This window comes from Nitratireductor sp. GISD-1A_MAKvit (assembly GCF_040819555.1).
Classification (GTDB): Bacteria; Pseudomonadota; Alphaproteobacteria; order Rhizobiales; family Rhizobiaceae; genus Nitratireductor.
This window is the reverse complement of the sequence record NZ_CP161920.1, coordinates 486,284-510,510: the sequence shown is the minus strand read 5'-3', so window position 1 is coordinate 510,510 and position 24,227 is coordinate 486,284. Positions and strand designations below refer to the sequence as shown.

24 protein-coding genes are annotated in these 24,227 nt (G+C 59.6%); 7 read left to right on the top strand and 17 right to left on the bottom strand.

Annotated features, from left to right (window positions below; translation table 11 throughout):
• Positions 1-2: 2 nt before the first annotated feature.
• The 10 genes from AB2N04_RS03695 to AB2N04_RS03650 form a co-directional block, all read right to left on the bottom strand.
• Positions 3-959, bottom strand: a complete 957-nt coding sequence (locus tag AB2N04_RS03695) for a carbohydrate ABC transporter permease (protein ID WP_367717133.1) — start codon at positions 957-959, stop codon at positions 3-5.
• Between the two features lie 18 nt (positions 960-977).
• Positions 978-2,240, bottom strand: coding sequence for a sugar ABC transporter substrate-binding protein (locus AB2N04_RS03690; RefSeq protein ID WP_367717131.1), 1,263 nt, complete (start codon positions 2,238-2,240; stop codon positions 978-980).
• A gap of 206 nt (positions 2,241-2,446) precedes the next feature.
• Positions 2,447-3,367 carry a LysR substrate-binding domain-containing protein gene (locus AB2N04_RS03685; RefSeq protein ID WP_367717130.1) on the bottom strand — a complete coding sequence of 307 codons (921 nt, stop codon included), beginning with the start codon at positions 3,365-3,367 and terminating at the stop codon, positions 2,447-2,449.
• 73 nt (positions 3,368-3,440) lie between these two features.
• Positions 3,441-4,415: an ornithine cyclodeaminase family protein gene (locus AB2N04_RS03680; RefSeq protein ID WP_367717129.1), complete on the bottom strand. Its 975-nt coding sequence runs from the start codon at positions 4,413-4,415 to the stop codon at positions 3,441-3,443.
• A gap of 42 nt (positions 4,416-4,457) precedes the next feature.
• Positions 4,458-5,546, bottom strand: coding sequence for an ABC transporter ATP-binding protein (locus AB2N04_RS03675; RefSeq protein WP_367717128.1), 1,089 nt, complete (start codon positions 5,544-5,546; stop codon positions 4,458-4,460).
• The gene (locus tag AB2N04_RS03670; RefSeq protein ID WP_367717127.1) at positions 5,539-6,360 is read right to left on the bottom strand and encodes an ABC transporter permease; all 822 of its coding nucleotides are present in this window, start codon (positions 6,358-6,360) and stop codon (positions 5,539-5,541) included. Before AB2N04_RS03670 ends, AB2N04_RS03675 begins: the two co-directional genes overlap by 8 nt.
• Positions 6,357-7,283, bottom strand: a complete 927-nt coding sequence (locus AB2N04_RS03665; protein WP_367717125.1) for an ABC transporter permease — start codon at positions 7,281-7,283, stop codon at positions 6,357-6,359. The genes AB2N04_RS03670 and AB2N04_RS03665 overlap by 4 nt, the downstream gene beginning before the upstream one ends.
• 64 nt (positions 7,284-7,347) lie before the next feature.
• The gene (locus AB2N04_RS03660) at positions 7,348-8,448 is read right to left on the bottom strand and encodes a PotD/PotF family extracellular solute-binding protein (RefSeq protein WP_367717123.1); all 1,101 of its coding nucleotides are present in this window, start codon (positions 8,446-8,448) and stop codon (positions 7,348-7,350) included.
• A gap of 50 nt (positions 8,449-8,498) precedes the next feature.
• A complete protein-coding gene (locus tag AB2N04_RS03655) occupies positions 8,499-8,924 on the bottom strand; it encodes an aminotransferase class V-fold PLP-dependent enzyme (protein ID WP_367717121.1) in 426 nt (141 codons plus the stop codon).
• A complete protein-coding gene (locus AB2N04_RS03650; protein ID WP_367717119.1) occupies positions 8,863-9,726 on the bottom strand; it encodes an aminotransferase class V-fold PLP-dependent enzyme in 864 nt (287 codons plus the stop codon). The genes AB2N04_RS03655 and AB2N04_RS03650 overlap by 62 nt, the downstream gene beginning before the upstream one ends.
• Before the next feature lie 177 nt (positions 9,727-9,903).
• Between AB2N04_RS03650 and AB2N04_RS03645 the strand changes: the two genes are divergently transcribed.
• Positions 9,904-10,824, top strand: coding sequence for a LysR family transcriptional regulator (locus tag AB2N04_RS03645; protein WP_367717117.1), 921 nt, complete (start codon positions 9,904-9,906; stop codon positions 10,822-10,824).
• 112 nt (positions 10,825-10,936) lie between these two features.
• Positions 10,937-12,100 carry a mandelate racemase/muconate lactonizing enzyme family protein gene (locus AB2N04_RS03640; RefSeq protein ID WP_367717115.1) on the top strand — a complete coding sequence of 388 codons (1,164 nt, stop codon included), beginning with the start codon at positions 10,937-10,939 and terminating at the stop codon, positions 12,098-12,100.
• 90 nt (positions 12,101-12,190) lie between these two features.
• On the opposite strand, the gene AB2N04_RS03635 is transcribed toward AB2N04_RS03640, so the two are convergent.
• Positions 12,191-12,577, bottom strand: coding sequence for an SDR family oxidoreductase (locus AB2N04_RS03635; RefSeq protein ID WP_367717113.1), 387 nt, complete (start codon positions 12,575-12,577; stop codon positions 12,191-12,193).
• 454 nt (positions 12,578-13,031) lie between these two features.
• Here AB2N04_RS03635 and AB2N04_RS03630 point away from each other — a divergent pair, with 454 nt between their 5' ends.
• The 3 genes from AB2N04_RS03630 to AB2N04_RS03620 all read left to right on the top strand — a co-directional run bounded on the left by AB2N04_RS03630 (position 13,032) and on the right by AB2N04_RS03620 (position 15,245).
• The gene (locus AB2N04_RS03630) at positions 13,032-13,340 is read left to right on the top strand and encodes a DUF1127 domain-containing protein (protein ID WP_367717112.1); all 309 of its coding nucleotides are present in this window, start codon (positions 13,032-13,034) and stop codon (positions 13,338-13,340) included.
• An 80-nt stretch (positions 13,341-13,420) separates the two neighbouring features.
• Positions 13,421-13,636, top strand: a complete 216-nt coding sequence (locus AB2N04_RS03625; RefSeq protein ID WP_367717110.1) for a hypothetical protein — start codon at positions 13,421-13,423, stop codon at positions 13,634-13,636.
• Positions 13,637-13,997: 361 nt separating this feature from the next.
• Positions 13,998-15,245 carry an MFS transporter gene (locus AB2N04_RS03620; protein WP_367717109.1) on the top strand — a complete coding sequence of 416 codons (1,248 nt, stop codon included), beginning with the start codon at positions 13,998-14,000 and terminating at the stop codon, positions 15,243-15,245.
• A 358-nt stretch (positions 15,246-15,603) separates the two neighbouring features.
• On the opposite strand, the gene AB2N04_RS03615 is transcribed toward AB2N04_RS03620, so the two are convergent.
• The 4 genes from AB2N04_RS03615 to AB2N04_RS03600 all read right to left on the bottom strand — a co-directional run bounded on the left by AB2N04_RS03615 (position 15,604) and on the right by AB2N04_RS03600 (position 20,119).
• Entirely contained in the window at positions 15,604-16,626 is a 1,023-nt protein-coding gene (locus AB2N04_RS03615) for a mechanosensitive ion channel family protein (RefSeq protein ID WP_367717107.1), read from the bottom strand.
• 520 nt (positions 16,627-17,146) lie between these two features.
• Positions 17,147-17,755 carry a Tim44/TimA family putative adaptor protein gene (locus tag AB2N04_RS03610; protein ID WP_367717106.1) on the bottom strand — a complete coding sequence of 203 codons (609 nt, stop codon included), beginning with the start codon at positions 17,753-17,755 and terminating at the stop codon, positions 17,147-17,149.
• Positions 17,756-17,767: 12 nt separating this feature from the next.
• On the bottom strand, positions 17,768-19,375 hold the full coding sequence (gene ctaD, locus AB2N04_RS03605; RefSeq protein WP_367717105.1) for a cytochrome c oxidase subunit I: 1,608 nt from the start codon (positions 19,373-19,375) through the stop codon (positions 17,768-17,770).
• 96 nt (positions 19,376-19,471) lie between these two features.
• Positions 19,472-20,119 carry a 5-formyltetrahydrofolate cyclo-ligase gene (locus tag AB2N04_RS03600; RefSeq protein ID WP_367717103.1) on the bottom strand — a complete coding sequence of 216 codons (648 nt, stop codon included), beginning with the start codon at positions 20,117-20,119 and terminating at the stop codon, positions 19,472-19,474.
• A 108-nt stretch (positions 20,120-20,227) separates the two neighbouring features.
• On the opposite strand from AB2N04_RS03600, the gene AB2N04_RS03595 reads away from it, so the two are divergent.
• Together AB2N04_RS03595 and AB2N04_RS03590 are read left to right on the top strand one after the other, a co-directional pair.
• Complete coding sequence (locus tag AB2N04_RS03595) at positions 20,228-21,067, top strand: LysR family transcriptional regulator (RefSeq protein WP_367717101.1); 840 nt, start codon at positions 20,228-20,230, stop codon at positions 21,065-21,067.
• Positions 21,068-21,280: 213 nt separating this feature from the next.
• Positions 21,281-21,832, top strand: coding sequence for a DUF488 family protein (locus AB2N04_RS03590; protein ID WP_367717100.1), 552 nt, complete (start codon positions 21,281-21,283; stop codon positions 21,830-21,832).
• 13 nt (positions 21,833-21,845) lie between these two features.
• Here the strand turns inward: AB2N04_RS03590 and AB2N04_RS03585 are convergent, their stop codons facing one another.
• Positions 21,846-23,366: an FAD-dependent oxidoreductase gene (locus AB2N04_RS03585; RefSeq protein WP_367717098.1), complete on the bottom strand. Its 1,521-nt coding sequence runs from the start codon at positions 23,364-23,366 to the stop codon at positions 21,846-21,848.
• Positions 23,367-23,434: 68 nt separating this feature from the next.
• Positions 23,435-24,142, bottom strand: a complete 708-nt coding sequence (locus AB2N04_RS03580; protein WP_367717096.1) for an RNA polymerase sigma factor — start codon at positions 24,140-24,142, stop codon at positions 23,435-23,437.
• Positions 24,143-24,227 lie beyond the last annotated feature (85 nt).

The window sequence follows — 24,227 nt, the reverse complement described above, 5'->3', positions numbered from 1 at the left end:
CGTCAGACAGCTCCGCCAGAGCCGTTTTCAGCCCTTTTCATCACGCGCAGATAGGCAAGCACCATGGCCAGCGAAATCAGCACCGCAAGAATGCCGAGCGTGGCCGCATAGGAGAAATCGAGCTTGCGGAAGGCAGTGTTGTAGGTGAGCACGGTCATGGTCTCGGTTGCTCCTGCCGGCCCGCCACCGGTCAGAATGAAAATGATGGGAAACGACTTGAACCCCATGATCATAAGCAGAATGACGATAACCGCCGTAATCGTTCTGAGTTGCGGAAGCGTGATGTAGCGGAATTGATTGAAGGCACTTGCCCGGTCGATCTGCGCGGCCTCGTAGAGTTCGTCCGGAATGGAGTGCAGCCCTGCCAGAAAGAAGATGTAGGCGACCGGAAACTCGTTCCAGACCTGCGCCAGTATCAATGCCGGCAATGCGGTCTGACGGTCAATCAGCCAGTCGACCCGCCCGATGAAGGGCAGAGGCTCCAGAAGCCGGTTGATGACACCGAAATTGCCTTCATACATCACCCCCCAGACCAGCGCGGTAACCACGGCTGGAACCGTCCACGGGATGAGAAAGGTGAGACGCGCCAGCGCCCGGAACCGCACGATACGCCGCGTCAGCAATGCGGCCGAGAGTGCCAGCACGATCGACCCCACCACCGTGCCACCCATATAAAGCGCCGATCTCCAGACAGAATTCCAGACCTGCGCATCGAACAGAAGCTTCTCGTAATTGTGAAAACCAAAAGTGCCCGCCGCTGCGGGCCTGCGGAAATTGATCGTGTCGAAGCTGAGCACAAGCGCTTTCAGCATCGGCAGGCCGATCACGAACCCCAGGACCAGCAGGGCGGGCAGGAGCATAATCAGAAGGAAGCCCCCTCCCTCTGTCAGGAAAGTGGCGAGAGCGCTGCCCTTGCCGACCAGTCGCCCGCCCTTTCTCTTGTTATCCGAAGACTGCATTCTCACGATCTGCCGCGCCTATCGGGCGCAGCAGTCTTCAAGCTTCGCCTGCGCTTCCGCCAGGCTCTCCTCGGCGGGCTTTCCATCCCTGAGGGTCAGGAGAACCGCATCGACGACAATCGGCCATATCTCGTTGAACTGGTCGGCGTGGCCGGGAATGGCCACCGGGTGCGCATTTCCGCTGCTCTTGATCCAGGGTTCCAGATAGGGGCGCGCTTCCTTCTGCGCGTCGGTCAGCGCGTTCACCCCATAGGGGATGTATGGGCTGTGATCGGAGAAGGTGGACTGCATTTCCGCACTCGCGGCTGTCTCGATGAAGGCTTTGGCGGCGTCCGGATTTGCAGTTGCTGCATTGACCGCCAGCGCCATGTTCACACCACCGGTGCCCGGCCCGTCCCAGGGGTGAAGCGCCGATTTGTAGCAGTCGAAATTGTCCGGGTTGTTCTTCTCGATGAAGGGAAACTGCCATTGCCCGTCAATGGTCATGGCGGTCCCGCCGGTGGCAAACAGCGAGCGCTGGTCTGTCTCCGTCATTCCCTTGGGAACAACGCCAGCGTCATACAGCGCCTTCATCTGCTTCAGGCCGGCAATCACAGGCTCGGAATCAAGCGTAAAATTGCCTTCCGCATCGGCAAACGAACCGCCATTGGCGATGCTCCACATGAGAAGCATCTCATAGGTGGGATCTTCGTTGGCATTGACCATGTTCGCGCCATACCGCGTGACGCGCCCCGAATCGTCCTTAACCGTCAGCTTCTTCGCGTAATCGAGGAATTCCTGCGGGGTCTTGGGCGGATGCTCGAACCCGGCTTCCTTCAGATAGCAGGCGTTGTAAATCAGTTCGAGCGTGCGACCGGTGATCGGCAGGGCGTAGATTTCGCCATCCACCGTCAGCGCATCGAAACCGCCTTCGACGATCTGGTCCTTCACCCCGGAACTTTCGAGAAACTCTGTCAGTGGCATGAGCTGGCCGGCGGCCAGAAGCTCTCCGATGTTGTTTGGATTGACGGTCAGAATGTCTGCGCCGGTGCCGCTGGCGGCCTGGATGAGCAATTGCTCGTAATACTCGCTTGCCGGCGTGTTGCGCGGAACAACCTTGTTGCCGGTCTTTTCTTCGTAGGTGGAAACCAGAAGCTGCCACCAGTCGCCCATTCCGGGCGCATCGTAATCGACCACAAGAAAGCTGATGTCTTCTTTTGCGGACGCGCCTGTCCCACTGGCCGCAATGGCTGTGACGGCAAGGGCACTGGCATAAAGAACTTTCCTCAGTTTACCGGGCATGCGTGTTCTCCTCAGATTGTCGCCCGGCTGATCATCCGCCCCCATCTTCGCTGGACAGGTATCCGGATTGCCGCGCTTCCCGAAGAAAGTCTGCCCTTGCCAGAAGGAGCACTCAAATCGCTTTTTGGAATAGGGCAGTGCCGTTCAGGCAAGGTGGGCAGGCAAGGTGGGCAGGCAAGGCAGGCAGACAAGAACGGCGGGCGCTCTCAGGCTGCTTCGCTGCAGCCTGCGTCGCTTGCCACACAGTCCATGATCCAGTTGCGCAGGGCGAGTACATTCCGGTCGCTCGCCGACCGTGCCGGCGTCACGAAGTGATAGGCCCTGCGGCTGCGCAGCGGCACATCGAAAAGCACCACCAGATCCCCCGCCTCAAGCTCCCGCTCGATCATGAAACGGGGAACGATCGCCGCGCCCTGGCCATGCATTGCAGCCATGATCAGAAGTGGGAACTGGTCGAACTGCGGCCCCCGGGGCATACCCGGCCGGGCACATCCGGCCTGTTGAAACCACTCAACCCACAGGTCTGGCTGGTCCATCAGGTGAAGGAGCGTACACTCGTGCAGAACCTCGGGAGAGTTGGGCCGCCTCGTGCGCATGAAATGCGGGCTCGCCACCGGCAGCAGCTCCTCCTCGAAAAGGGGCGTGCATGCGCCGCCCCCCCATTGCGGCATGCCCTGCACGATGGCGCAGTCCACTGCTTCGTCATCGGCTTCCAGTAGCGGCTTCGATGTAACGAGATTGATGTTGAGGCCGGGATTGCGGTTCTGGAAAGCGCCAAGGCGCGACACAAGCCAGCAGGCAGCAAGACCGACCGGTGCCGCGATGGTGATGACGGCCTTGCCATCCGCCCCCTGCATCAGCGCACGTGTAGAACTCTCCAGTTGCCCCAGAAGAGTGCGGACCTGGGGAAGATAACGCCGCCCCATTTCTGTCAGGTGAACCTGATGATTGTTGCGGGCGAGAAGTGCCACACCAAGCATCTGTTCCAGCTGCCGCACCCGTTTTGAAACGGCGCCCTGCGAGAGCGAGAGATCCTTGGCGGCCTGCGAAAAGCTCAGATGTCTGGCCGTCGCCTCAAAGGCAATCAGGCCGGAAACGGAAGGGATCAAACGTCGCGGCAGTTCCATGACACTCCCCCTGTCTTCACCTCACGATCATCAGTCAGAATGCGGCGGCGGCGCATTGGCCGCCGCCACGGGATCAGCTCGAACAGCGTGTCGAGAACGGCCGGCCGTGATGCCGATCCATGAGATATTTGGCGACGTAATAGTCGATATGGCTGCCGCCGCCGTTTTTCATCATAGTGATTTCGTCCGCCGACTGGCGGCCCTTCACCTTGCTCTGGCACAACTCGAAGAGATCGCCGCGCACATCGTCTGGCGTGATGATGCCGCGCTCGAACGGGCCGAGAAACTCGCCGGAGCGCGTTGTGGTCTGGCGGTGGTCCACAAAGATCGAAGCGCGTTTGAGAACATCGTCGTCGGCTTCACGCATCTCCGGTGTGAAGGAGCCGACAAGATCCACATGTGCGCCGGGCTTCAGGAGCTTGCCCTTCAGATGCGGCTCGTTGGCCATGGTGGCGCTTGAGATGATGTCGGCCTCACTCACCGCCGCGTCGAGGTCGGAAGCGACCTCCGCTTCGATCCCTTCTGCAGCGAGCGTCTTTGCAAGTGCTTCGGCGTTGGCCGTGGTGCGGTTCCAGAGCGTGACACGCTTGAGGTTCGGTCGGGCCGCGAGATGAGCCTTGACGAGAAAGGGTGCCAGCCCGCCAGCGCCGATCATCAGGAAATTTTCTGCATCCTCACGCGAAAGAAGCTTCGAGCCAAAGGCCGAATCCGATGAGGTCTTGCGGAAGATCACCGCCTCGCCGTCGATCACCGCCTCGGCAACACCGGTGTCGGCATTGATGAAGACATAGATCGAGTTCACGGTCGGCAGATTGTGCCGGGCCTTGTTGTTGGGGAAGGAGGTCACCAGCTTTGCCAGAATGCCTTCCTGCGGCTCCCAGGCCGGCAGGATGATGAAGATGTCCGGCTGGCCCTGCGGGTTCGGCTCCTGATAGATCAGTCGGTCGGACTGTTTGGGCATGCCGCCCCTGTGCGCAGCTTCAAGCGCAGCGAACAGGCCTTCGTAATCCAGCAGTTCGTGCACGCGCTTGGCATCGATCATTTCCATCAGAACATCTCCAGTTCACACTCAGTTTGTTTCTTGCGCCGTTCATTCGGCGATGATTGCGAGATTGTCGGGCCGACAGCGCAGCGTGATGTCTGCGCTCGATCGGGCAGGCACCGGTGGCCGGGCATCGACAAGCAGTGATGCCCCATCCGCCGTCTCGACATTCAGATGCACCCTGTCGCCCAGATAAGTCTGGTCGATCACACGGCCTGAGAGGGTGATATCGTCCATTCGTTGGCCTGCTCCGATGTCGAAAGCCTCCGGGCGGATCACCACCGACACGGCGCCGCCCACTGCCGGCTTGCCTTGCGATGTCACGCGCGCCATGGGAACGCACCAGCGTGCATCGCCCACCGCCAGCACGAGGTCCTCGCCTTCCATCGCCTCGACCTTCGCCTTGAAGAGGTTGGTCGCGCCAACAAAGTCGGCGATGAAGAGAGTCGCGGGGTTGGCGTAGATGTTTTCGGGACTGTCGAGCTGTTCGATTTTGCCCTTGTTCATCACAGCCACCAGATCCGACATGGACATGGCTTCCTGCTGGTCATGGGTGACGAAAACGAATGTCTTGCCCGTGCGCCGCTGGATGGCCTTGAGTTCACGCTGCATGTCCTGCCGCAGTTTCAGATCGAGCGCGCCGAGCGGCTCATCAAGCAGCAGTGCCGCCGGATCGGGCGCGAGCGCACGGGCCAGCGCAACACGCTGTCTCTGTCCGCCAGAAAGCGCATCGGGATAGCGATTGGCGATGCCGGGCAGACGGATCAGCTCCAGAAGCTCGGTAGCGCGGCGCGCAATGGCGCTCTTCTCCATGCCCTGCATTTCGCAACCGAACCCGATGTTCTGCGCCACGGTCATGTGCGGAAAGAGCGCGTAATCCTGAAACACCATCTTCACCGGACGGTTGTGCGCCGCTGCACTGGTGATGTCCTTTCCGTCAACCAGAATGGTGCCGCTGTCCGGTTCTGCGAGGCCGACAATGGAGCGCAGCAGCGTGGACTTCCCGCAGCCGGACGGCCCCAGCAGGGTGATGAACACGCCCCGCTCAATCGTGAGCGAAACATCGTCGATGACCCGCAGCGCCCCATAGGCCTTGCAGATGTTCTTCAGTTCGATGGCGGTTGCGGGATCAGTCATTCTTGGCACCGGAAGTCAGGGAGGTTTCGCTGCGCAGGCTGCGTTTTCGGACAAAGCGTTCGGCATAGAGCCCGAAGCCGGTCGTGGCGATGAGGACGATTGTCGAGATGGCGGCAAGGCCGGGATCGAAACCGAAGCGCAGCCGGGCAAACAAGAGAACCGGGAAGGTCTGCTCGAACCCGCCGAGGAAGAACGAGCGCACGAAATCCTCGAACGAAAGCAGCAGGCAGAACATGAAGGCGCCAAGCAGCGCCGGCGACAGGTAGGGCAGCACGATGCGCACGAGAATGATGAGATCGTCGGCCCCCAGATTGCGCGCCGCATCGGCCATGTTGCGGCCCATCGTGTTGAGACGGGTCAGGACCATGATCACGACGAAGGGCACGGAACCAACCGCATGGCCGAACGCTATCGCCGCCGTTCCCGTTTCGAGGCCGATCCGGCCGATAAAAATGCGCAGCGAAATCGCGGACACCACAACCGGCAGGAATGCCGGCAACAGAATGAGCGCTATCAGCAGACCGCGCGCTATTCCGGACGTCCGGGCAACTGCAAAGGCAACCGGCAGGCCCACTGCGACCGATATCACCGTGGAGAAGACGGCCACCCTGGCCGAAAGCCAAAGCGCTTCCATGGCATCCCGGTCGACCAGCACCTCGGCATACCATTTGGTGGTCCAGCTATGGATCGGAAAGGCGACGAAGTTGGAATCGCGAAAGCCCATCGCCCCCATGACGAGAAGCGGCAGAAAGAGATAGGCGACAAACAGCCAGAAGAGGCCGGGCAGGGCGAGATTGCGCAGTTTCATGCTCATGCCCTCCCCCGGCCGCGCCGCTGGAAGATCGCCACGAACAATCCGACATAGGCGAGTGCCGTTCCTGTCAGGATGATGCTGAAGGCGCTACCCTGTGGCCAGGAGGCCCCGGCCTTGGCGAAAATCTGGCCGATCGTTGTTGCAAAAAGCGTGTTGCCCGGTCCGCCCAGGAGCTGCGGCATGGCGTAGAGCCCTATCACCAACAAAAACACGAGCGAGCAGCCGGCCACCACGCCGTCGCGCGACAGAGGCAGAACGATGCGCAGGAAGCGCCGCCACCCGGGCGCGCCGAGATTGGCCGCCGCCTCCAGAACGTTGTCATCGATCTTTTCCAGCGCCGCATAGAGCGGCAGGAGCATGTACAGCGAAGTGAGATAGATGACGCCGATGGTCAGCGAAACATTGTTGTAGAGCAGTTCCACCGGCGTGCCGGGGATGCCGATGAAGGAGAGAAACGAATTCACCGCGCCGCGATTGGCGAGCATCACGATCCAGGCAAAGCTGCGAATGATTTCGCTCACCCAGAAGGGAGCGATGACCAGCAGCAAAAGCCTTGTGCGGCGGCCACTCGGTGCCACCTTGGCGATGTAATAGGCGATGGGAAAGACAACGAGCAACGTCAGAAACGTCACGACGGTGGCAAAGACGAAGGAGCGCACGAACGCCGTGAGGTATAGCGGGCGCTCGAAGAAACTCGCATAATTTGCCAGCGTCCAGCGTGCGGTCTCACCGTCGCGCACAGGAAAGCTTTCATAAAAGCTCACAAGCACCATCTGCGCCAGCGGCGCAACCGTCGTGCCGAGGATCCACAGAAGCGGCACGATGCTGACGATCAACAGCCGCGCCAGTGGTGAGCGGGCGTAGAGATCGGTCAGGCCGCGATAGACGGAGAACCGTCGCAGATGAATGAGCAGGCGGGTCATGAATACTCGTTTTCGTCTTCGATGCCGGCCGCCAGAAAGGCAGCCGGCTGTTCTTTGGCGCTGATCAGGCGGCGCGGATTTCTTCTGCCGCCTTGTCGATCAGATCGAAGATGAAGGGCGCCGTTTCCACATCCACCCAGGAAAGGCGGCTGCGTTCCTCTGCGCTCAGCGCCAGCGCCTCTTTCTCCTGATCCGTCAACAGCGCTTCGGTGCCCTTGATGGTGGAGGAGAGGCCCGTGGATCGCACGATCTCCGCACCATTTTCCGCATCCGCCAACAGTGCGTTCAGGAAGGTGTAGGCGTTGTCCATATTGGCCGCATCCTTGGTGATGTTGAAGCCATAGGCATAGGCCAGACCGCCTTCCCTGGGGATCGTGTAGGCTGCCGGGAAACCGTCAATGATCAGCTGCGAGGAGGGGCCAGAACCCGCCTGCGCCAGCGCCACGTCGCCCGTCACCATCATCTGCTGGATCTCGGTCGCCGCTTCATAGTATCGCCGCACCATGTGCTTGTGCTCGATGAGGAAATCCCGTGTCGCGTCGACCGCGCGCTGCGCCACTTCCGGCGTGTTCATGTAGGAAGCGGCCGAACCGTCATAGCCCAGATAATTCATGGCGATCTGGAAGAAATCTTGGATCTGATAGGCCGTGCGCCCGGCATTGGCCTCGTTGAACATCACATCCCAGCTTTCCGGCGCTTCGATCTCCTCGGTGTTGTAGAGAAGACCGGTGGAGACCACCACGAGCGGCACACCCCACTGCTCGCCCGAACGCGAGACCCATGATGCGCTCGCATATTCATCCTCGATCCTGCTCCAGTTGCCGAGCTTTGCGCGGTCGATGGGCGCAAGGAAGCCTGCATCGATGAACTGGTAGAAACGATGCCCGGCGCAGGTCACGATATCGGCGCTGAACTTGCCATCCTCCGCAGCCATCAGGTTGAACTGCTCACCCTGATCGGTGACGGTGCGGATGTTCAGGCGGATGCCGGTCTCGTCCTCAAACCGCTTGCGGAAGGCGCCGGTAATGAATCCGTCATAGGCCCAGATGTTGAGTTCGCCGCTCGCCGCACGGGCGGGGCGGATCAGTCCGGGGGCACACAGGCCGGCTACACCGGCAATCCCCATCCCGGTAAGCACTGTTCGTCTTGTCGGCTTGAAAGTCATGGCCGTTCTCCTCTTTTTCTCTGTTTTGTCGTTCCCCGAAGCAGGTCGGATCAAACCGGCTGACCTGCGTTCAATTCCCTGTAATTCCGTTTCCCGTCGGCCAGAGCCATCAGCGATGCTCCAAGCCGCTCTATCTCTTCCGGCGTGTTGTAGGCATGTACCGAGGCTCTCACCAGTGACGTCACGCCCCGGGCGCGCAGCGCCCTGCGGGTCAACTGGGTGTTGGAAACCGAGGTGTTGATGCCAAACTCGTCGCGCAACGCACCCACCAGAACCTCGGCCGGCACGGATTCGTGAAAAAACGTCACGATCCCGCTCTTCTCCACGCCACGGTCCTGAACGGTCATGCCTGGCAGTTCCGCCAGCATTCCGCGCATCCCGGCCGCAAGGCCCCGAACATGGTGCCAGATGTTCTCAACGCCGATCTCCAGCGCATACTGGCATGCGGCGCCGAGGCCCCAGCTGGGTCGCGACATTGCGTTCCCAGAGTTCAAAGCGCCGGGAACCCGCTGCCATCTGGAATCGATCCACATCCGTCCATTGCGCCGACTGGATGTCGAGCGCATGGGGCCGAAGCGCATCCAGCGCCCTGCCGTCGACCCATAAAAACCCCGTCCCGCGCGGACCCCGAAGATATTTTCGCCCTGTTGCCGAAAGCATCGTGCAGCCCAGCGCCTTCACGTCGATCGGCATCTGTCCTACCGACTGGCACGCATCCAGCAAGAACAGTACGCCGTGCCTGCGCGCAACCGCACCTATCTCTCGTGCCGGGTTGATCAGACCATCATTGGTCGGCATGTGCGAGATGGCGATAAGCCGCGTACGATCGGTGATCAGCCCTTCGAGGGCCACCACATCCACCACCCCCTCTGGCGTGTCTGGAGCGAGAATGATCTCGATCCCCAAACGCTCTTCGGCATGGCGAAAGGCAATCATGTTGGAGTTGTATTCCGACTGGCCGGTGATCAGCTGGTCGCCCGACTGCCAGTCCATGGCAAAGAAGGCAGCCTGCCAGGCGCGGGTGGCATTGTCGAAGAAGGAGACTTCGTCTGCCGCTCCCCCGACAAGCCGCGCCACGGCATGGTAGGTTTCCTGCAATTTGCCGGCGTGCCTTTCGGCAGCTTCATAGCCCCCCGACATGATCTCCTCGGCCCAGTGATGCTCCACCGCCTCAATGACCGGCTGCGGCATGAGGCTGGCGCCCGCATTGTTGAAATGAACCAGTTCAGCTCTGCAGCCCGGTGTCTCCGCTCGCAGCCGTTGCGTGTCCAAACCCATTGCCGGACCTTCTACTCTTTTCTCGGAAATAAAGCCCGGCGACGGTCCCATCGTGCGCAAGCATGGCGTTCCGCTTATTATTTGTTGCCGCTCTTGCGATCAGTTGGGTGCCACGTTGCCATGGAACATAACGATCAAACAGGTTGAAAAGATTCATCCTCAGTATAAGCTGTTTTTATGGTACTGCGTCGCCACCTTCCCTCACCCAGCACTCTGTTTGTTTTCGAAGTCGCTGCCCGGCATTCGAATTTCTCGAAGGCTGCGGACGAATTGAACATCACGCAACCGGCCGTGAGCCACGCTGTGGCGTCACTCGAGAAACATATCGGCGAGAAGCTTTTCATACGGTCAGGGCCAAATCTCACGCTCACAGAAGCCGGCAAAAAACTCAGCCGTGTCACCACCCGCGCCTTTCACTCCATTGAGGATGTTCTGGACGAGATCGAGGGCCGCGACGGAACCCGAGAAGTGGTGATGCTGTCGATCTCCTCAGGCATGGCGACCCATTGGCTAATGCCACGCTACAGCAGTTTCAGGGAAGAATTTCCCAACACCGATCTCCAGTTTCAGCTTCTGCCGGGAAGTGTGGGCGGCCCGCTCCACAATTGCGATCTGGGACTGCGCGTTGCTGTGGGGGACGATGCGCGCAAGCTTGGTGGCTGGTTCGCCCCAGAGCGGGTTCTTGCCATTGGTGCACCGGGCTATGTGCGCGAGCGCGGGTCCTTCGATGCGCCGGTTTCGCCGCACACGCTGATCAATCTGCCCGACCACTGGTTCGGATGGCAGGAATTCGCTTCGGAAGCGGGCAGACGAATTCCCGCCACGTGGAATCAGCTTTCCTTTTCCGATTATTCCGTCGTGCTTCAGGCCGCCCTCAGCGGTCAGGGGCTGGCGCTCGGATGGACCTCGGTGGTTTCGCGTCTCGTCATCGACGGCATGCTGGTCAGCGCCAGCGACAGGGTCATTCTCACCGACCGCAGCTATCATCTTGTATCGTCAAGTCAGCGCGCAATCCGGCCCGTTGTCGAGATGGTGCGTGACTGGCTTATCGCAGAGATGGAGCAGGAAGAGCGCGCGCTCGCCAAGATGCTGGGATGACATTCCGGGCTCCTGCCTATTCCACCCGGGCACAGGCCTCTGACCACAATTCCATTGTGAAGCCGGCCGCGACATCGGACAGTCGGGCGCAAGCAATCTGTCTGGAAGTGTCATGAAAATCACCGCTGCCAATATCTATGTTGTCCCCACGGGCTTTCGCCGCGCCGTCATTCTGGAGCTGGAGACGGATGAAGGCATCATGGGGCTGGGCGAAGCGGGCATCGCCTATGGCCTCGGCACGACGGCGGCAGCCGAAATGCTGGCAGCGATGCTCGAACGCCTGGTGATCGGTCGCGACCCTTCGCCCGTTGAGCTGATCTGGAACGACATTTACGATCAGGGGTTCTGGACCAAGGGCGGTGGCGCAATTTCGATGGCCGGTCTCAGCGCCATCGACCACGCGCTTTGGGACATCAAGGGCAAGGCGCTCGGTGTTCCGGTTTATTCACTGCTCGGAGGCCCCGTCGAGACCGAGCTCGGGGTCTACGCCAATGGCTGGTGGCTCGGCTGCAACAGCGGCAGCGAGTTTGCAGAGGCGGGTCTGCGCACTGTCGAACGCGGCTATCGCGGGCTGAAGTTCTATCCGCTCGGCATGGCAGACCCCATTACGGTCATTCGCCACCCGGCACGCCGCACCCTGCGCCAGGGCGAAGCCGCTCTTGTCATCGATCGTGTCGAAAAGCTTCGTGCCGCGGTCGGTGAAGACACGGCCATCATGCTCGATTTCGGAGGCGGCCTCACCACCGATCAGTTGCTGCCGCTGATGCGGCGGCTGGAACCGTTCAATGTCTGTTTCGTGGAGGAGCCGGTCGATCCCGCGCTGCCCGGCGCGCTCGCCGGGGTGGGACGCGCGACTTCCATTCCGCTGGCGGCGGGGGAACGCATCTACACGCGTTACGGGTTCCACTTATTGCTGGAAACCGGAGCGGTATCGATTGTCCAGCCTGATCTTTGCAACACGGGCGGCCTCATGGAAGGCAAGAAAATTGCAGCGCTGGCGGAGATATACAATGCGCGTGTCGCTCCACACAATTACGGCAGCACCCTTGCCACCGCGATCTCCGCACAGCTTTCCGCATGCATTCCCAACTTCATGGTTCTCGAGTGCTTTCCCGACTACGCGAAAGAGCCTGACTACAGGCCAATTCTCGAAAACCCCTGGGAAGACAATGTCAAAGACGGCAAGATGGGCCTTGGAAACCTGCCGGGGCTGGGGGCGGTTCTCGACAGGACATCCGTCAAAAGCCATTTGTGGAAACGCGTGACAGCAGAATGAGAGGACCGGCGCATTGCGGTCTCCTCGTGCTGCAGTGCGTCCTCTTTTTCCGTCAGGATCCGCCTTCGCACAGGCGGTAGAAGATCTTGCCTAAATTGTGCCCGGGCGGCCACCGCCATCAATCAGCAGGTTTTGCCCGGTGATGTAACCGGCATGCGCACCACACAAGAAGGCGAAATAAGCACCGGTCTCTTCCGTACGGCCATATCGGTCGGCAGGGTTGGACCGCACGCGCTCCTCCCACAGTTTGTCAAAGGTCTTGCCGGTGTCGGCAAGCATGCCGCGAATGTGTTCGCGTTGCGCGTCGCTGTCGAAGACACCAGGCAGGAGATTGTTGATCGTCACGTTGTGCGCCACCGTCTGACGGGCGAGGTCGGCAGTGAAGCCGACGAGACCGGAGTGCAGGGCCCGCGCCGGTATTCGAGAATGAATGGAGTTGTATAATGGATCGCGACCGCGTTCCGGCCCTGACGGCAAACCACCAACCGATATATACTGCCGGCGCGTCGAACAAACTCAACGCGATCAGCGGGTGCGGAGAGTAACGTGCTTTACGCGGAAAGCCGGCCAACGTTGAGGGAGGAGCTCAGGCTTCTTCGTTTTTCGCAATCCTCCAGACGACAGCGGATGGCCAGAACGTCACAGCACACCTTGTGCACTTGATAAGGTGTGCCGCCAAGCCCACATAAGACTCATGACCAAGTTCCGTTTCCGCATGAGGTTCCTGCTCCCTGCAGGAAATAATCTGAACCGCCGGTGACCCCGAGCGGGACAAGGCGGTTGCCTGTCTGCGCATCGGGGATCTTCCTGATCTAACATCGATCATCAGAGTAACGTTTATGCCGAACGACCGGGTCCCGCCCAATAATGGACGGCTCGACGGTAGGACGCAAACGTGTTGGTTCAACCTCCTCATTCTGGAGAACGCGTCATGCACACTGAAATCACCAATCCCGACATTTCCTTGTCTCCCGTGACCCACAGGTTAGGTCAGTCAAACAGAGACGGAATATCTGGCAGGTTGCGCAGGTTGGCTCAAAAAGCCGTTCGAAACTGGCAACGCCGCAGGATGATCGCGGCTCTGCGGGCCATGGACGACAGTTTGCTCGATGATATTGGCGTTTCGCGAAACGAAATTCCCCGCATCGTCAACGACTTCGACGATCGCGAATTGAGAATGCGGCCGGTATCACGAGAGGTCGAGCGCCAGAGCGTGTCGAGCAATTCTCCGGCTTCGTGATCTCGCGAAACGCGCGAATACAATTCCCGAACAGACCGGCAAACCGCCGCCACGACAAACATGAAAGGATCGATGACACGATGATGCGCAATGAACATTTCGGCGAACTGTTTCCGAAAACGTACGAATCTGCAGCCCGTATTGGCCATGCACACGAACCCAGCTTGGAATGCCTGGCGCGCTGGGAAGATGACGGAGGTCGGGCTGCACCGCCGCATCTGGATCGCTACGCTGAACGGGCCACGCGGGAAAGTCCGGCCGGTTTTGGGCTGCAGGTGGTAAAACCTGCTGCCTAGATATGATGATACAGTCGCTCACGGCGCGACAGGAGAATTTTCTTTATCTGTGCTCTGCACAAGGGGCTGGCAAGTATGACTGCGAAGCAAACTCGCATTGCGTGTCTGCGCAGAACGCTTGCCAGTTTCCCCAATCTGCATGGACTCGCGGTGCCGGGCCAAGCGACCCAAAACGACGCTGGCTGGATGCGGATGGATCTTCGCGAAAACTGATTTGTGTTCATTGACAGCAAATACCTGAATAGCGGTTTTGGGCGAGGCACTTCTTCCGCCAACTGTCTGAACAAGCTCGTTTCTGATACTGGTGGTGCGACAACCTGTCCGTCAATTATGCGGGCGCAGGCAAGAGCATTTTCAAACGATGTCCCGGAACCTCGTAGAATCGCTGACTCCCGTAAAGTCCCTCTTGGGAGGCACCATCCTCGTCATGGCTGGGAACGGCTTGCTTGGCGTGGTTTTACCACTACGGATGGAGGCTGCAGATTACCCGGTGGGTCTGACAGGCGTCGTGATGGCGTCTTATTATCTAGGCTTGGCGCTCGGCGGCTATCGCGCGAAACGGGTCATTATGCGAATTGGACATATCCGAGCCTTCTCGGCATTCGCCGCATTGACCGCCGCGATCTGTCTTGCCTACGGCTTCTTCCCGACGCCTATCGTCTGGATCACCCTACGGGTGATCAACGGTTTTTGCATCGCGGGCATGACCACGGCAATTGAGAGCTGGCTCAATGAGCGCAGCAGCAACGAGACCAGGGGACGCGTCCTCGGCTCCTACATGTTGGTCTTCTACCTGGCGGTTGCATCGGGACAGACAATGATCAACTTGGCCCCGGACGGCTCCAGCGACCATCTGATGCTGGCCTCCGCACTGACCGGACTGGCGCTTGTCCCCATCGCCATGACACGTCTTGGAGAGCCGAATTTGGGTGAGCTGCGCGTGCTCGGCGTACGAAGACTGTATGAGGTATCGTGGATCAGCCTGGCGGGAGCCGGCGTCGCAGGCATCCTCGTCGGATCGTTCTACGCCCTGGGTGTGGTCTTCGCACGCCAGATCGGCTTGAGCGTTTCTGATACGGCCCTATTCATGAGCACCGTCGTGCTGGGCGGGCTGGGTCTTCAGGTTCCAGTGGGCATGTTGGCGGACAAGTTTGACAGGCGAATTGTCATGTCCTGTATGTTGATCGCAGTCGGCGCGTCATGGGGGGTACTGTCGAGCGCGCTTGTCGGCGATCTCCCGCTAGCCGTTCTTATCGTCATGGCTTTGGCATTCGGGGGTGCGATAAGCAGCGTCTATCCGCTTTGCGTCGCTCAAACCTTCGACCGACTGGAACGCAAATATTACGTTGCCGCATCCGGCCGCCTTTTGATGGTCTATTCAATCGGCGCAACCATCGGCCCGCTTCTCGCGGCGGCGCTCATGTCGCTTCACGGACCGGCATCGTTCTTCTTATTCGAATCCACGTTGGCAGTCCTATACGCCCTGTTCGTCTTGCTCAGCATCAAATCTGGCCGGGATTTGCCAGCAGCAGACCGGGAAAAATTCGTTCCACTTCCTGATACTTCGTCGGTTGCCCTGGCGCTCGATCCGCGCACGGAACCGGATTGAGTCCGGTAAGCCGATTGAGACACCCCCGGCGTGACACGATAGATGGCGCTTTCCGGCGCAACCGTCAGGCTGGCGGTCAAAGACACCGTATCAGATCGCTCCCATGGCATGCGCTCGCAGCGCCTCGTCCCGCCTGTTATCACCATGTTCTGAGCGATACGAACATCCAATTCACTTGCCAGAAACATCATCCTGACCTCATTTGTGCTATCTGCACTGCGAAGTTGCGTGGGCAATCCGATAATCCCGGGCGAGCCGCTCAAGCCTTATCAAAGCCGAGCAGAGCCTATTTATATCGGTTGTGTCGCAAAGCACTGCGGCAGGAATGTCGGTTCCAGGCCCACTCAGAGCACCAACATCAACAGCTCCAGAACGCCCTCCACAACAGTGTGTGAAAACCACCGCCAATCGCGCTGATGCTCGATCTCTCACGTGCATCGAGCGCGTTGGCGATGTCAGTCTTTTTGCTGCCAGGCAGCAGTTGCGCTGTTCGAACAGCAACCCTCCACGACGCCTGAAAGTCGACGGTCAGGCGTCGATTTTCTGTAGCGGCGCGCGCCCGGTTTCGCGTTCGCTCAACAACCGAAACCCCGTGGCCGGTAGCGGCAGGGCCGCCATCGCGCAGCGCGGCGTCGATTTGCCCGAAGATGGCGTCACGACAATCGATATCATCCGCAAAACTGGGCACCCAGAAACGAACATGATAGCGGATGCCCTCGGTATCGTAGGAAGCGACCCGCACATCCGGTTTCGGGACATTGACAATGATCGGCGAGCGGGCCGCCGCGTCGGTCAGCAACTCCCGCGCCACCGCAACGGGAAGCTCATGACTGAGTACGACCTCAACCTGCGCGCGATACTTGCGATTGGGCGCACTGTAGTTGGTCAATGCCTGCTGGGCGATCTGACTGTTCGGAAGGATCACATAGGTGTCGTTGCGTGTGAACAACCGGGTGGTTCGCCAGCCGATTTCGATCACCCGCCCTCTTGTCCGATCGTTGATTGAAACCCAGTCACCTATCCGGTAGGGGGCCTCCAGCCCGACCGCAATCCCCGCAAAGACATCGGCAAGCGTGCTCCGCAAAGCAAAGCCGATGACGGCGATCACAAGGCCCGAACCGGCGATGGCACCGCTCCAGCTCTGGCCGATCACCAGCATCACGGTTGCAATGGTCGCGGCAATGAAAAGAGCCGCTGAAACCAGTTCAAGCAGAAGCTTTGGCACCTGACGACGTTTGCGACCGGCGCGCTCCAGTGCGAGGCCCACGAGCCGGCCACCCAGCCAGGCGGCCGAAAAATAGGCGGCCCCGCCCGTTAGAACACGAATCGGTTTCTCCGACACGTCGAGACCGAGCCATGTCAGCGCCTGAGGATGCAACATGTATGACGCAATCGCCGCCGTCGCGCACAGCACCGGCAACACAATACGGGTCAATATGGCTGGAAGGCGGTTCACATCCGCACCATGTCGAAGCGATGTGTTTGGTGCCTGCGCATGGATCGCTTGCATCCCTGCCAGAAGGGCCGCAAGGTTCGAACAGCAGCATTGACTGGGGTTTTGCAATGAAGACAGCGTATGGCTGCGCGCGGCGAAAAACCACCGCACCGCCTGCAAAACAGGGGTTTGGCATTTATGAACATGTCTCTCTCCAACACCGGAAGGACCCGGAAGAACACCTTTGGGAATCTGTGCGAGGAACCCGGAGCGGAAAAGAGCCGATGCCTTTACATCAACGCAAAGCCGCCCCGGCAAACCCATGGGCTTGCGGCGTCATCCTGATCTTCAATGAAAGAGACACGTTGAACATATAGTAGATTTAGCTACTCAACCCATTGTTTCAAGAGGCTGTGGGTGCGCCTGAAGCACGCAGACGGAACCCGCCCCTCACTTCCCGATCCGTTCAACCGCTGGTGGCCACGAGCACCCATGCTTTACCGGGGACGGGGATGGGGCGGGCGAACGTCCAGGTTTCGGCCACGTCGATTATTTCCGCAGGATTCCCACTGACGATCAGGCCTTCGGCGCTGCGTTCGACCCAGATGATTTGCGCGTGGAAGCGTAGTGTCACTTCCATCGAAGTCTCGGCCACGTTCATCTGCACAATGTCGATGCTTTCGACGCTAATCAGAGTGAGGTCGACACTCTCTCCTCGACTGGTGCGCGCGACGTAGTCTTCCGCGAAGACAGCCAGAACCTCTTTCGAAACCAGAGGTTCAAGTTTCTCCATATCCCCCGCCGCAAAAGCGTCCACAATGGTCTCGTAGGCATGACGCGCACCGCACAGAAACATGTCGAGGTCGAATGCAGGATCGAAGCGCAGAATTCTGGCAATGCCAGTGTGGGTCGTCCCATCCTCGATTGCGGCATCTGCCATGGCTTGTGTCGGCTGTGTTTGATCTTCGGTATCTTTGACCCGTGTCGCAGCTTCGAGGAACGTTAGAAAAACCCACCACAACCAGAACAGAATGACCCCGGGCAGGCTGGTTGCTCCATCCATAACCTCGTTCATTCATGCCTCCTGTCACATTATACGCGGGAGCGACGAAAACTGATGAAACGGTGGCGGCGAGGTCAGCGTCCATTCGAGCGTCGTCGCTCCCGCGCCCCATGGTTTGGCTCCGGCAGGGCGCTTGCGGGAAAAGGCTTCACCTACAGCGAAAAGAAAAACCAGAAGACCTGCCGTTGAAACATAAGATCCGACCGAGGAGATGTAGTTCCAACCGGCGAAGGCCTCGGGGTAGTCGGCATAGCGGCGAGGCATTCCGGCGAGGCCCAAAAAATGCTGCGGAAAGAAGACAAGGTTAACGCCGATAAAGGTGAGCCAGAAATGCAATCGTCCAAGCGTCTCATTCATCATGTAACCGGTCATCTTCGGAAACCAGTAGTACCAGCCCGCGAAAATGGCGAATGCTGCACCCAGTGACAGAACATAGTGAAAATGCGCAACGACATAGTAGGTGTCATGCAACATTCGGTCGACGCCGGGACTGGCAAGAACCACGCCGGTCACACCTCCGATCGTGAACAGAAGAACGAAGCCGGTCGCCCACAACATCGGCACACGGAAGGTGATGGAGCCGCCCCACATGGTGGCAAGCCAGGAGAAGACCTTCACGCCGGTCGGCACCGCAATCACCATCGATGCGAAAGCGAAATAGCGTTGGCTGTCGATAGACATGCCAGAGGTGTACATGTGGTGCGCCCAAACCACGAAGCCGATCGCGCCGATCGCCACCATTGCGTATGCCATGCCGAGATAACCAAATATCGGCTTACGGGCGAAGGTCGCGATGACGTGGCTTATAATGCCGAATGCCGGAAGGATCATGATGTAGACTTCCGGATGTCCGAAGAACCAGAACAGATGCTGGTAGAGGACTGGATCCCCACCCCCTGCCGGATCGAAGAAAGCCGTGCCGAAATTTCGGTCGGTCAGAAGCATGGTAATGGCGCCTGCCAGCACCGGTAGCGCCAGCAGGAGCATGAATGCCGTAACCAGCATCGACCATGCAAAAAGCGGCATCTTGTGCAGTGTCATGCCCGGGGCTCGCATGTTGAAGATCGTCGTGATGAAATTGATCGCCCCAAGGATCGACGAAGCGCCCGACAGGTGGATCGCAAGAATGACGAGATCGACCGCCGGTCCCGGCTGCCCGGACACGGAATAAGGCGGATACAGCGTCCAGCCGCCTCCATGGCCAAACGAACCGGGCGCACCCGGCACGAACAGCGACATGAGGAAAAGCAGGAACGAGACGACAAGCAGCCAGAACGAAATGTTGTTCATTCGCGGGAAGGCCATATCCGGCGCGCCAATCATGATCGGCACGAACCAGTTGCCGAAGCCACCGATGAGCGCCGGCATGATGACGAAAAATATCATTACGAGCCCGTGGGCGCTTACAAACACGTTGAAGGTTTCGGAGGCGGCAAATATCTGCAAGCCCGGCTCCTGCAACTCCATGCGAATGGCGACCGACAAAGCAGTGCCGAGAATGCCCGCAAGGATCGAGAAGATCAGATAGAGTGTTCCGATATCCTTGTGATTGGTCGAGAATAACCAACGGCGAACGAATGGTGGCGTGTCGGCGGCTCGCTCCAACTCTTTCTCATGTGCATTCGCAGACATGTGCAGGACCCTCTTTCATGCGACAGGCTCGGTGGTCTCGGGGAATCGGCGAGGACACGTCGCTTTGTCCGAAAATCGACTGCCTGTCTTTAGCGGTTAACTCGTGATGATCTCATCCATTGGTATGTCGTGAGGTTGCGGGAAAATGCTCGTTAGCGCGCAGTCGGCATAACCGACGCCTATCGTCCGCGGCTTCGCGGACATCGCCGCCAGAGTGCGGTCGAAATAACCGCCGCCATAGCCGAGCCGGTAGCTCCTTGCATCAAACCCCACCAGTGGCGCGATGACGACATCAGGCTGCACTGCAGAACCCCCTGCCGGCACGAGAATGTTCCAGACACCCCGCTCAAGAGGATCACCGGGGGCCCATAGCCGGTATTCAAGCGGCGCCCCCTTTTCAGTGACGACCGGAAGCGCCAGCCGCCCGCCACGATCAATGGCGTCGATGCCCCAGTTGCGCAGGTCCGGTTCTCCTCGTACCGGCCAATAGAGGCCGATCACCTTGCCTGCGAACTGTTTGATCTCCCTGTCCAGTTTCCGAACGATCGCGTCGGAACACGCCTGCCGCTGGATTTGACTCTTTGCCATCCGAGCGGCAATCAGAAGCTTACGCTGTTCCTTTCGCCAGCGTCGAACCTCCATCCAGTCCTTCGAGCCGACATGTTCACCGCCACCGCTGGCGGACAGCTCATGCATGAAGCATGGCGGGGACGCATATTGCGGGGGCTTTGACGAATGCTGCATTGGCGGACTCCTCGTGAACCACGCTCAGGCTGCGCCTTTCAAAAATCAAAGGCAAACGGAATTAAATGCTGTATGAGTGCAAATAAATTGCACTTATTGGAGATCGTGATGGATATTGATCGCGCCCGAACGTTTCTGGAGATCGTGCACACTGGAAGCTTCCTGAAAGCGTCGGAGCGGCTGCACGTCACCCAAACCACGGTGAGCGCACGTATTCGCACGCTCGAGGATGAACTCGGACGCAAACTCTTTATACGCAACCGGAACGGAGCGGTTCTAACATCAGCCGGCCGTGAGTTCGAACGCTTCGCACAGTCCTTTCTCCAGGTGTGGGAACGCGCTCGCCAGCAACTCAAAATCCCGGCCGGAAAGACCGGCATCATAGCCTTGGGCGGCGAACTCAGCCTGTGGAACCCGGTGCTGCTCGACTGGCTGCTATGGATGAAGCAGAACCGGCCGGAAATCGCCATTCGCGCCAATGTCGGCTTGCCGGACCAGTTGATCGAGCAATTGCGGACCGGCGTGCTCGACATCGCCGTGCTTTACGCACCGCCGATGTTGACGGGTTTCAAGGTTGAACTGATCGAGGAAGAAGAACTCGTCCTCGTGCGGACCGTGCAGAAAGCTGCGTCGGAAGAACCGCACTATGTCCATGTTGACTGGGGCCCACAGTTTGCAGCGTCACAGGCTTCGGCTACACTTGCAACAGACCCACACGGGCTGATGGTCGGCCTTGGACCTCTCGGCCTGAGTTACATCCTTCGCGCTGGAGGTAGCGGTTACTTTCGAAAAGGTGCTGTCAAACCACACCTGGAAACCGGCGAACTCGAACTCGTTGCGGGGGCTCCCCGCTTCACCTATCCCGCCTATGCCGTCTACGCAGAGGCGAGCACGGCCCGCGCAGTACTGCCGATCGCATTGGACGGTCTCAAACAGGTGGTTCGGTGATCTGGGTTCTCGATCGCGGCGATCGGGACGGTAACGACACTTCGCATATGGAACATCCTTCATCCACCACGCGTTGTTCTCGGCAATGTCCAGTCAAGGAGTACAGTAAAATGGCGAGGTTCGATGTCGGTGATTCAGTGAGCTGGAATTCGGAGGCCGGACGCGACGAGACCGATCACATCGCCGCTCACAAGGAATCGGCGCTTTCAAAAAATGGATGAGGCGGTCCAGTCTGAAACAGTGGCTTTCACGATCGGCCATTCGAACCGGACACTGGAAACCTTCAAGGCAATGCTTCTGGAAGCGTCAATCGACATGGTTGTCGACGTGCGCAGGTTTCCGAGATCACGGACCAATCCGTCCTATAATTCGGAGTTACTCAAGCCACACCTCCAGTCTGATGGAATCGGCTACATCCATTGCCCGCCCCTTGGCGGTCTAAGGTCCAAGGTCGTAGAAGTTCCGCCTGATGAAAACGGCTTCTGGCGCAACAAGAGCTTTCACAACTACGCGGATTTCGCCCTCACTGATGGGTTTCAATCGGCGTTGCTCAAGCTTCTCGACCTGTGCCGTAAGCATCGTTGTGCGCTCATGTGTGCGGAGGCGGTCTGGTGGCGCTGCCACCGGCGGATTATCACCGACCACCTCATCGCACGCGGTGTGAGCGTCTCCCACATCATGGATATCGGAAAGTGCACACGCGCTCGCATATCCGAAGGCGCCGTGATCGGTTCGGATCTCCGGGTTCGCTACCCTTCGCAATAGAGGCCGGCGGGCCTTATTCCGCGGCGGGCAGGTGCCGCCTTCTAACCAGCGCCTCTTCATCGCGCCCAAGTGTGGCAACGGCCAGCGTTTGCCCGTCCCGCCGATAGCTGACGCTGGCATCGCATGACGAAACATTGCCATCGACGGCCGCAACATCCCAGTCTTCGGCATGGCCCACATAGCGAATGGAAATGTCGTAATGCGCACTCCAGAAGAAAGGCGTGTCGTCAAACGACCTATCATCGCCAAGCATGTTTGCAGCCGCTACCTGACCCTGTCGCTCGGCCACCACCCAATGTTCGATGCGCATCGTTTCTCCGTTCTGCGGGCCCGGCCAGCGCGCCGCATCTCCCGCTGCGTAAATGCCGGAGACAGACGTCTGGAGCCGTTCATCGACGAGAATTCCATCATCGACCGACAGCCCCGCCTTCTCCGCCAGTGCGGTGCGCGGGCGTACACCTGCACCGATGACAACCAGGTCCGCCTCAATCGTGTCATCTGAAGAGAGTGTCACCACATTGGCGGAGATCGCCTTGATCGAAGTCCGCATGTGGAAAGTGACACCATGGCATTCGTGCAACCCGGCAATAAACTCTCCCAGCGCAGGCCCAAGCACCTTCTCAAGCGGACGGGCATCCTGCGTGACCACGTGCACCGTCAGTCCGCGCTGCCTGAGCGCCGCCGCCGTCTCGAGTCCTATGAAACCCGAGCCCAGCACAACGGCAGTTTTCGCTCTCTCTGCCGCATCGGCAAGGGCACGTCCGTCAGCAAAGCTGCGCAGGGTGAAGACATGCGGCAGGTCAGCACCGGGGATCGGTGGGCGAACCGGTTCCGCTCCCGTCGCGATCAGAAGGCGGTCGAACTCCAGAACACGCCCGCCCTCCAGCACCACGCGGTGCGCCGGCACGTCGATGGAGGAAACCGTTTCCCCCAGTTGCAGATCGATGTCGTTCTTCTGATAAAACTCATCCGGCCTGAGCGGCATCCATTCGGGCGGCGCATCTCCGGCGAGATAGTCCTTGGACAGGTTCGGCCGGTCATACGGCGCATCCTCCTCGGCCCCGAGAAGAGTGAGTGTCCCATCATAGCCTCTTCTGCGCAGCATTTCGGCGCAAGCAAATCCGGCAGCTCCAGCGCCAATGATCACGATGGCGCGCGGTTCATCCGTGTTTGCTATCACGCGCGGCGGCGGCGCCGCCTTCTCGCGAACGAAAATGCGTTGGCCATCACGCTCCACCTTCCAGCATGACAATGGGTCAAAGGCAGGAGCGGCCAGAGCCTCGCCGGTGCGCAGCGAAAAACAGGCATGATGAAGCGGACAGCGAACGGTTTCTCCGGTGATCAGTCCCTCGTCCAGCGGACCACCGTAATGCGTGCAACTGGCATCGACCGCCAAAACCTCTTCACCAACACGTGCAAGCAGAACGGAGGCCTTCCCCACATGCCCACGCAACATCTGTCGGTCGTTGAAGTCAGCCAACGTCACCCCCTCGGTGAGGTCGGGGCCCCTGTCGGTGTCCGGCGTATTGCCCATGCCATGTCTCCCTTCGTATCACTCGCCCCACAGGGCGAAGGTGCTTCCTGACCAGCCGGCGGGCGGCCTTACTCACAAAGACCTTCCGCCCGGGCTCGAACCATGACGCCCGCCACGATGCGATCACAGCGCTCACCGGCAAAGCTGAACGCCTCGCCGATGGCGAAGTCCATCTCCTGAGCGAGGCTTTCGCGCAGAAGGGCGCGAGCGCGGAAATAGCGCGTGCGGACCGTGGCCGCTGGGATGTCCAGCACCTCCGCCACCTCATCGACGCTCATTTCCTCGATTGCGCGCAACATGAAGACGCAGCGAAACGTTTCGGGCAGGACCGCGATGCGCGCCTCTATCAGAGCGCGGAGCTGGGACCGTTCGACCGCATGCTCCGGACCCTGATCCGGAGCTTCGGTCAGCGCCTTCCGCGTGTCGTTGTCGGACGACATCATGGCTTTCTCCAATGGAATGATCTGCGCACTCTTCCGGCGCAACCGGCCCAGCGCCTCGTTGACGGTGATGCGGACCAGCCAGGTGGAAAGCTTGCTTTCGGCCCGAAACCCGGCAAGCGCGCGCCAGGCCTGCATCCATGCTTCCTGCGCGACATCCTCTGCCTCGCCGTCGCTGCGCACGATGCCCCGGGCCGTTCGGAACAGGAGCTGGTTGTGGCGACGCATGATCGCCTCGAAGGCGGCGCCGTCCTTTTGGGCCGCACGCCTGGCCAGTTCGGTATCCGGAACATCCTCCGTGAATGCAGATGCACCCCGCTCTACGGCTTCATACATTCTTGCCTCCTGAGAAACATATAACACCAGTGCCTTTCATCCCGATCCGCGGGGTCGAGCGATCGCCTGCGCCGAGCGCACCGAC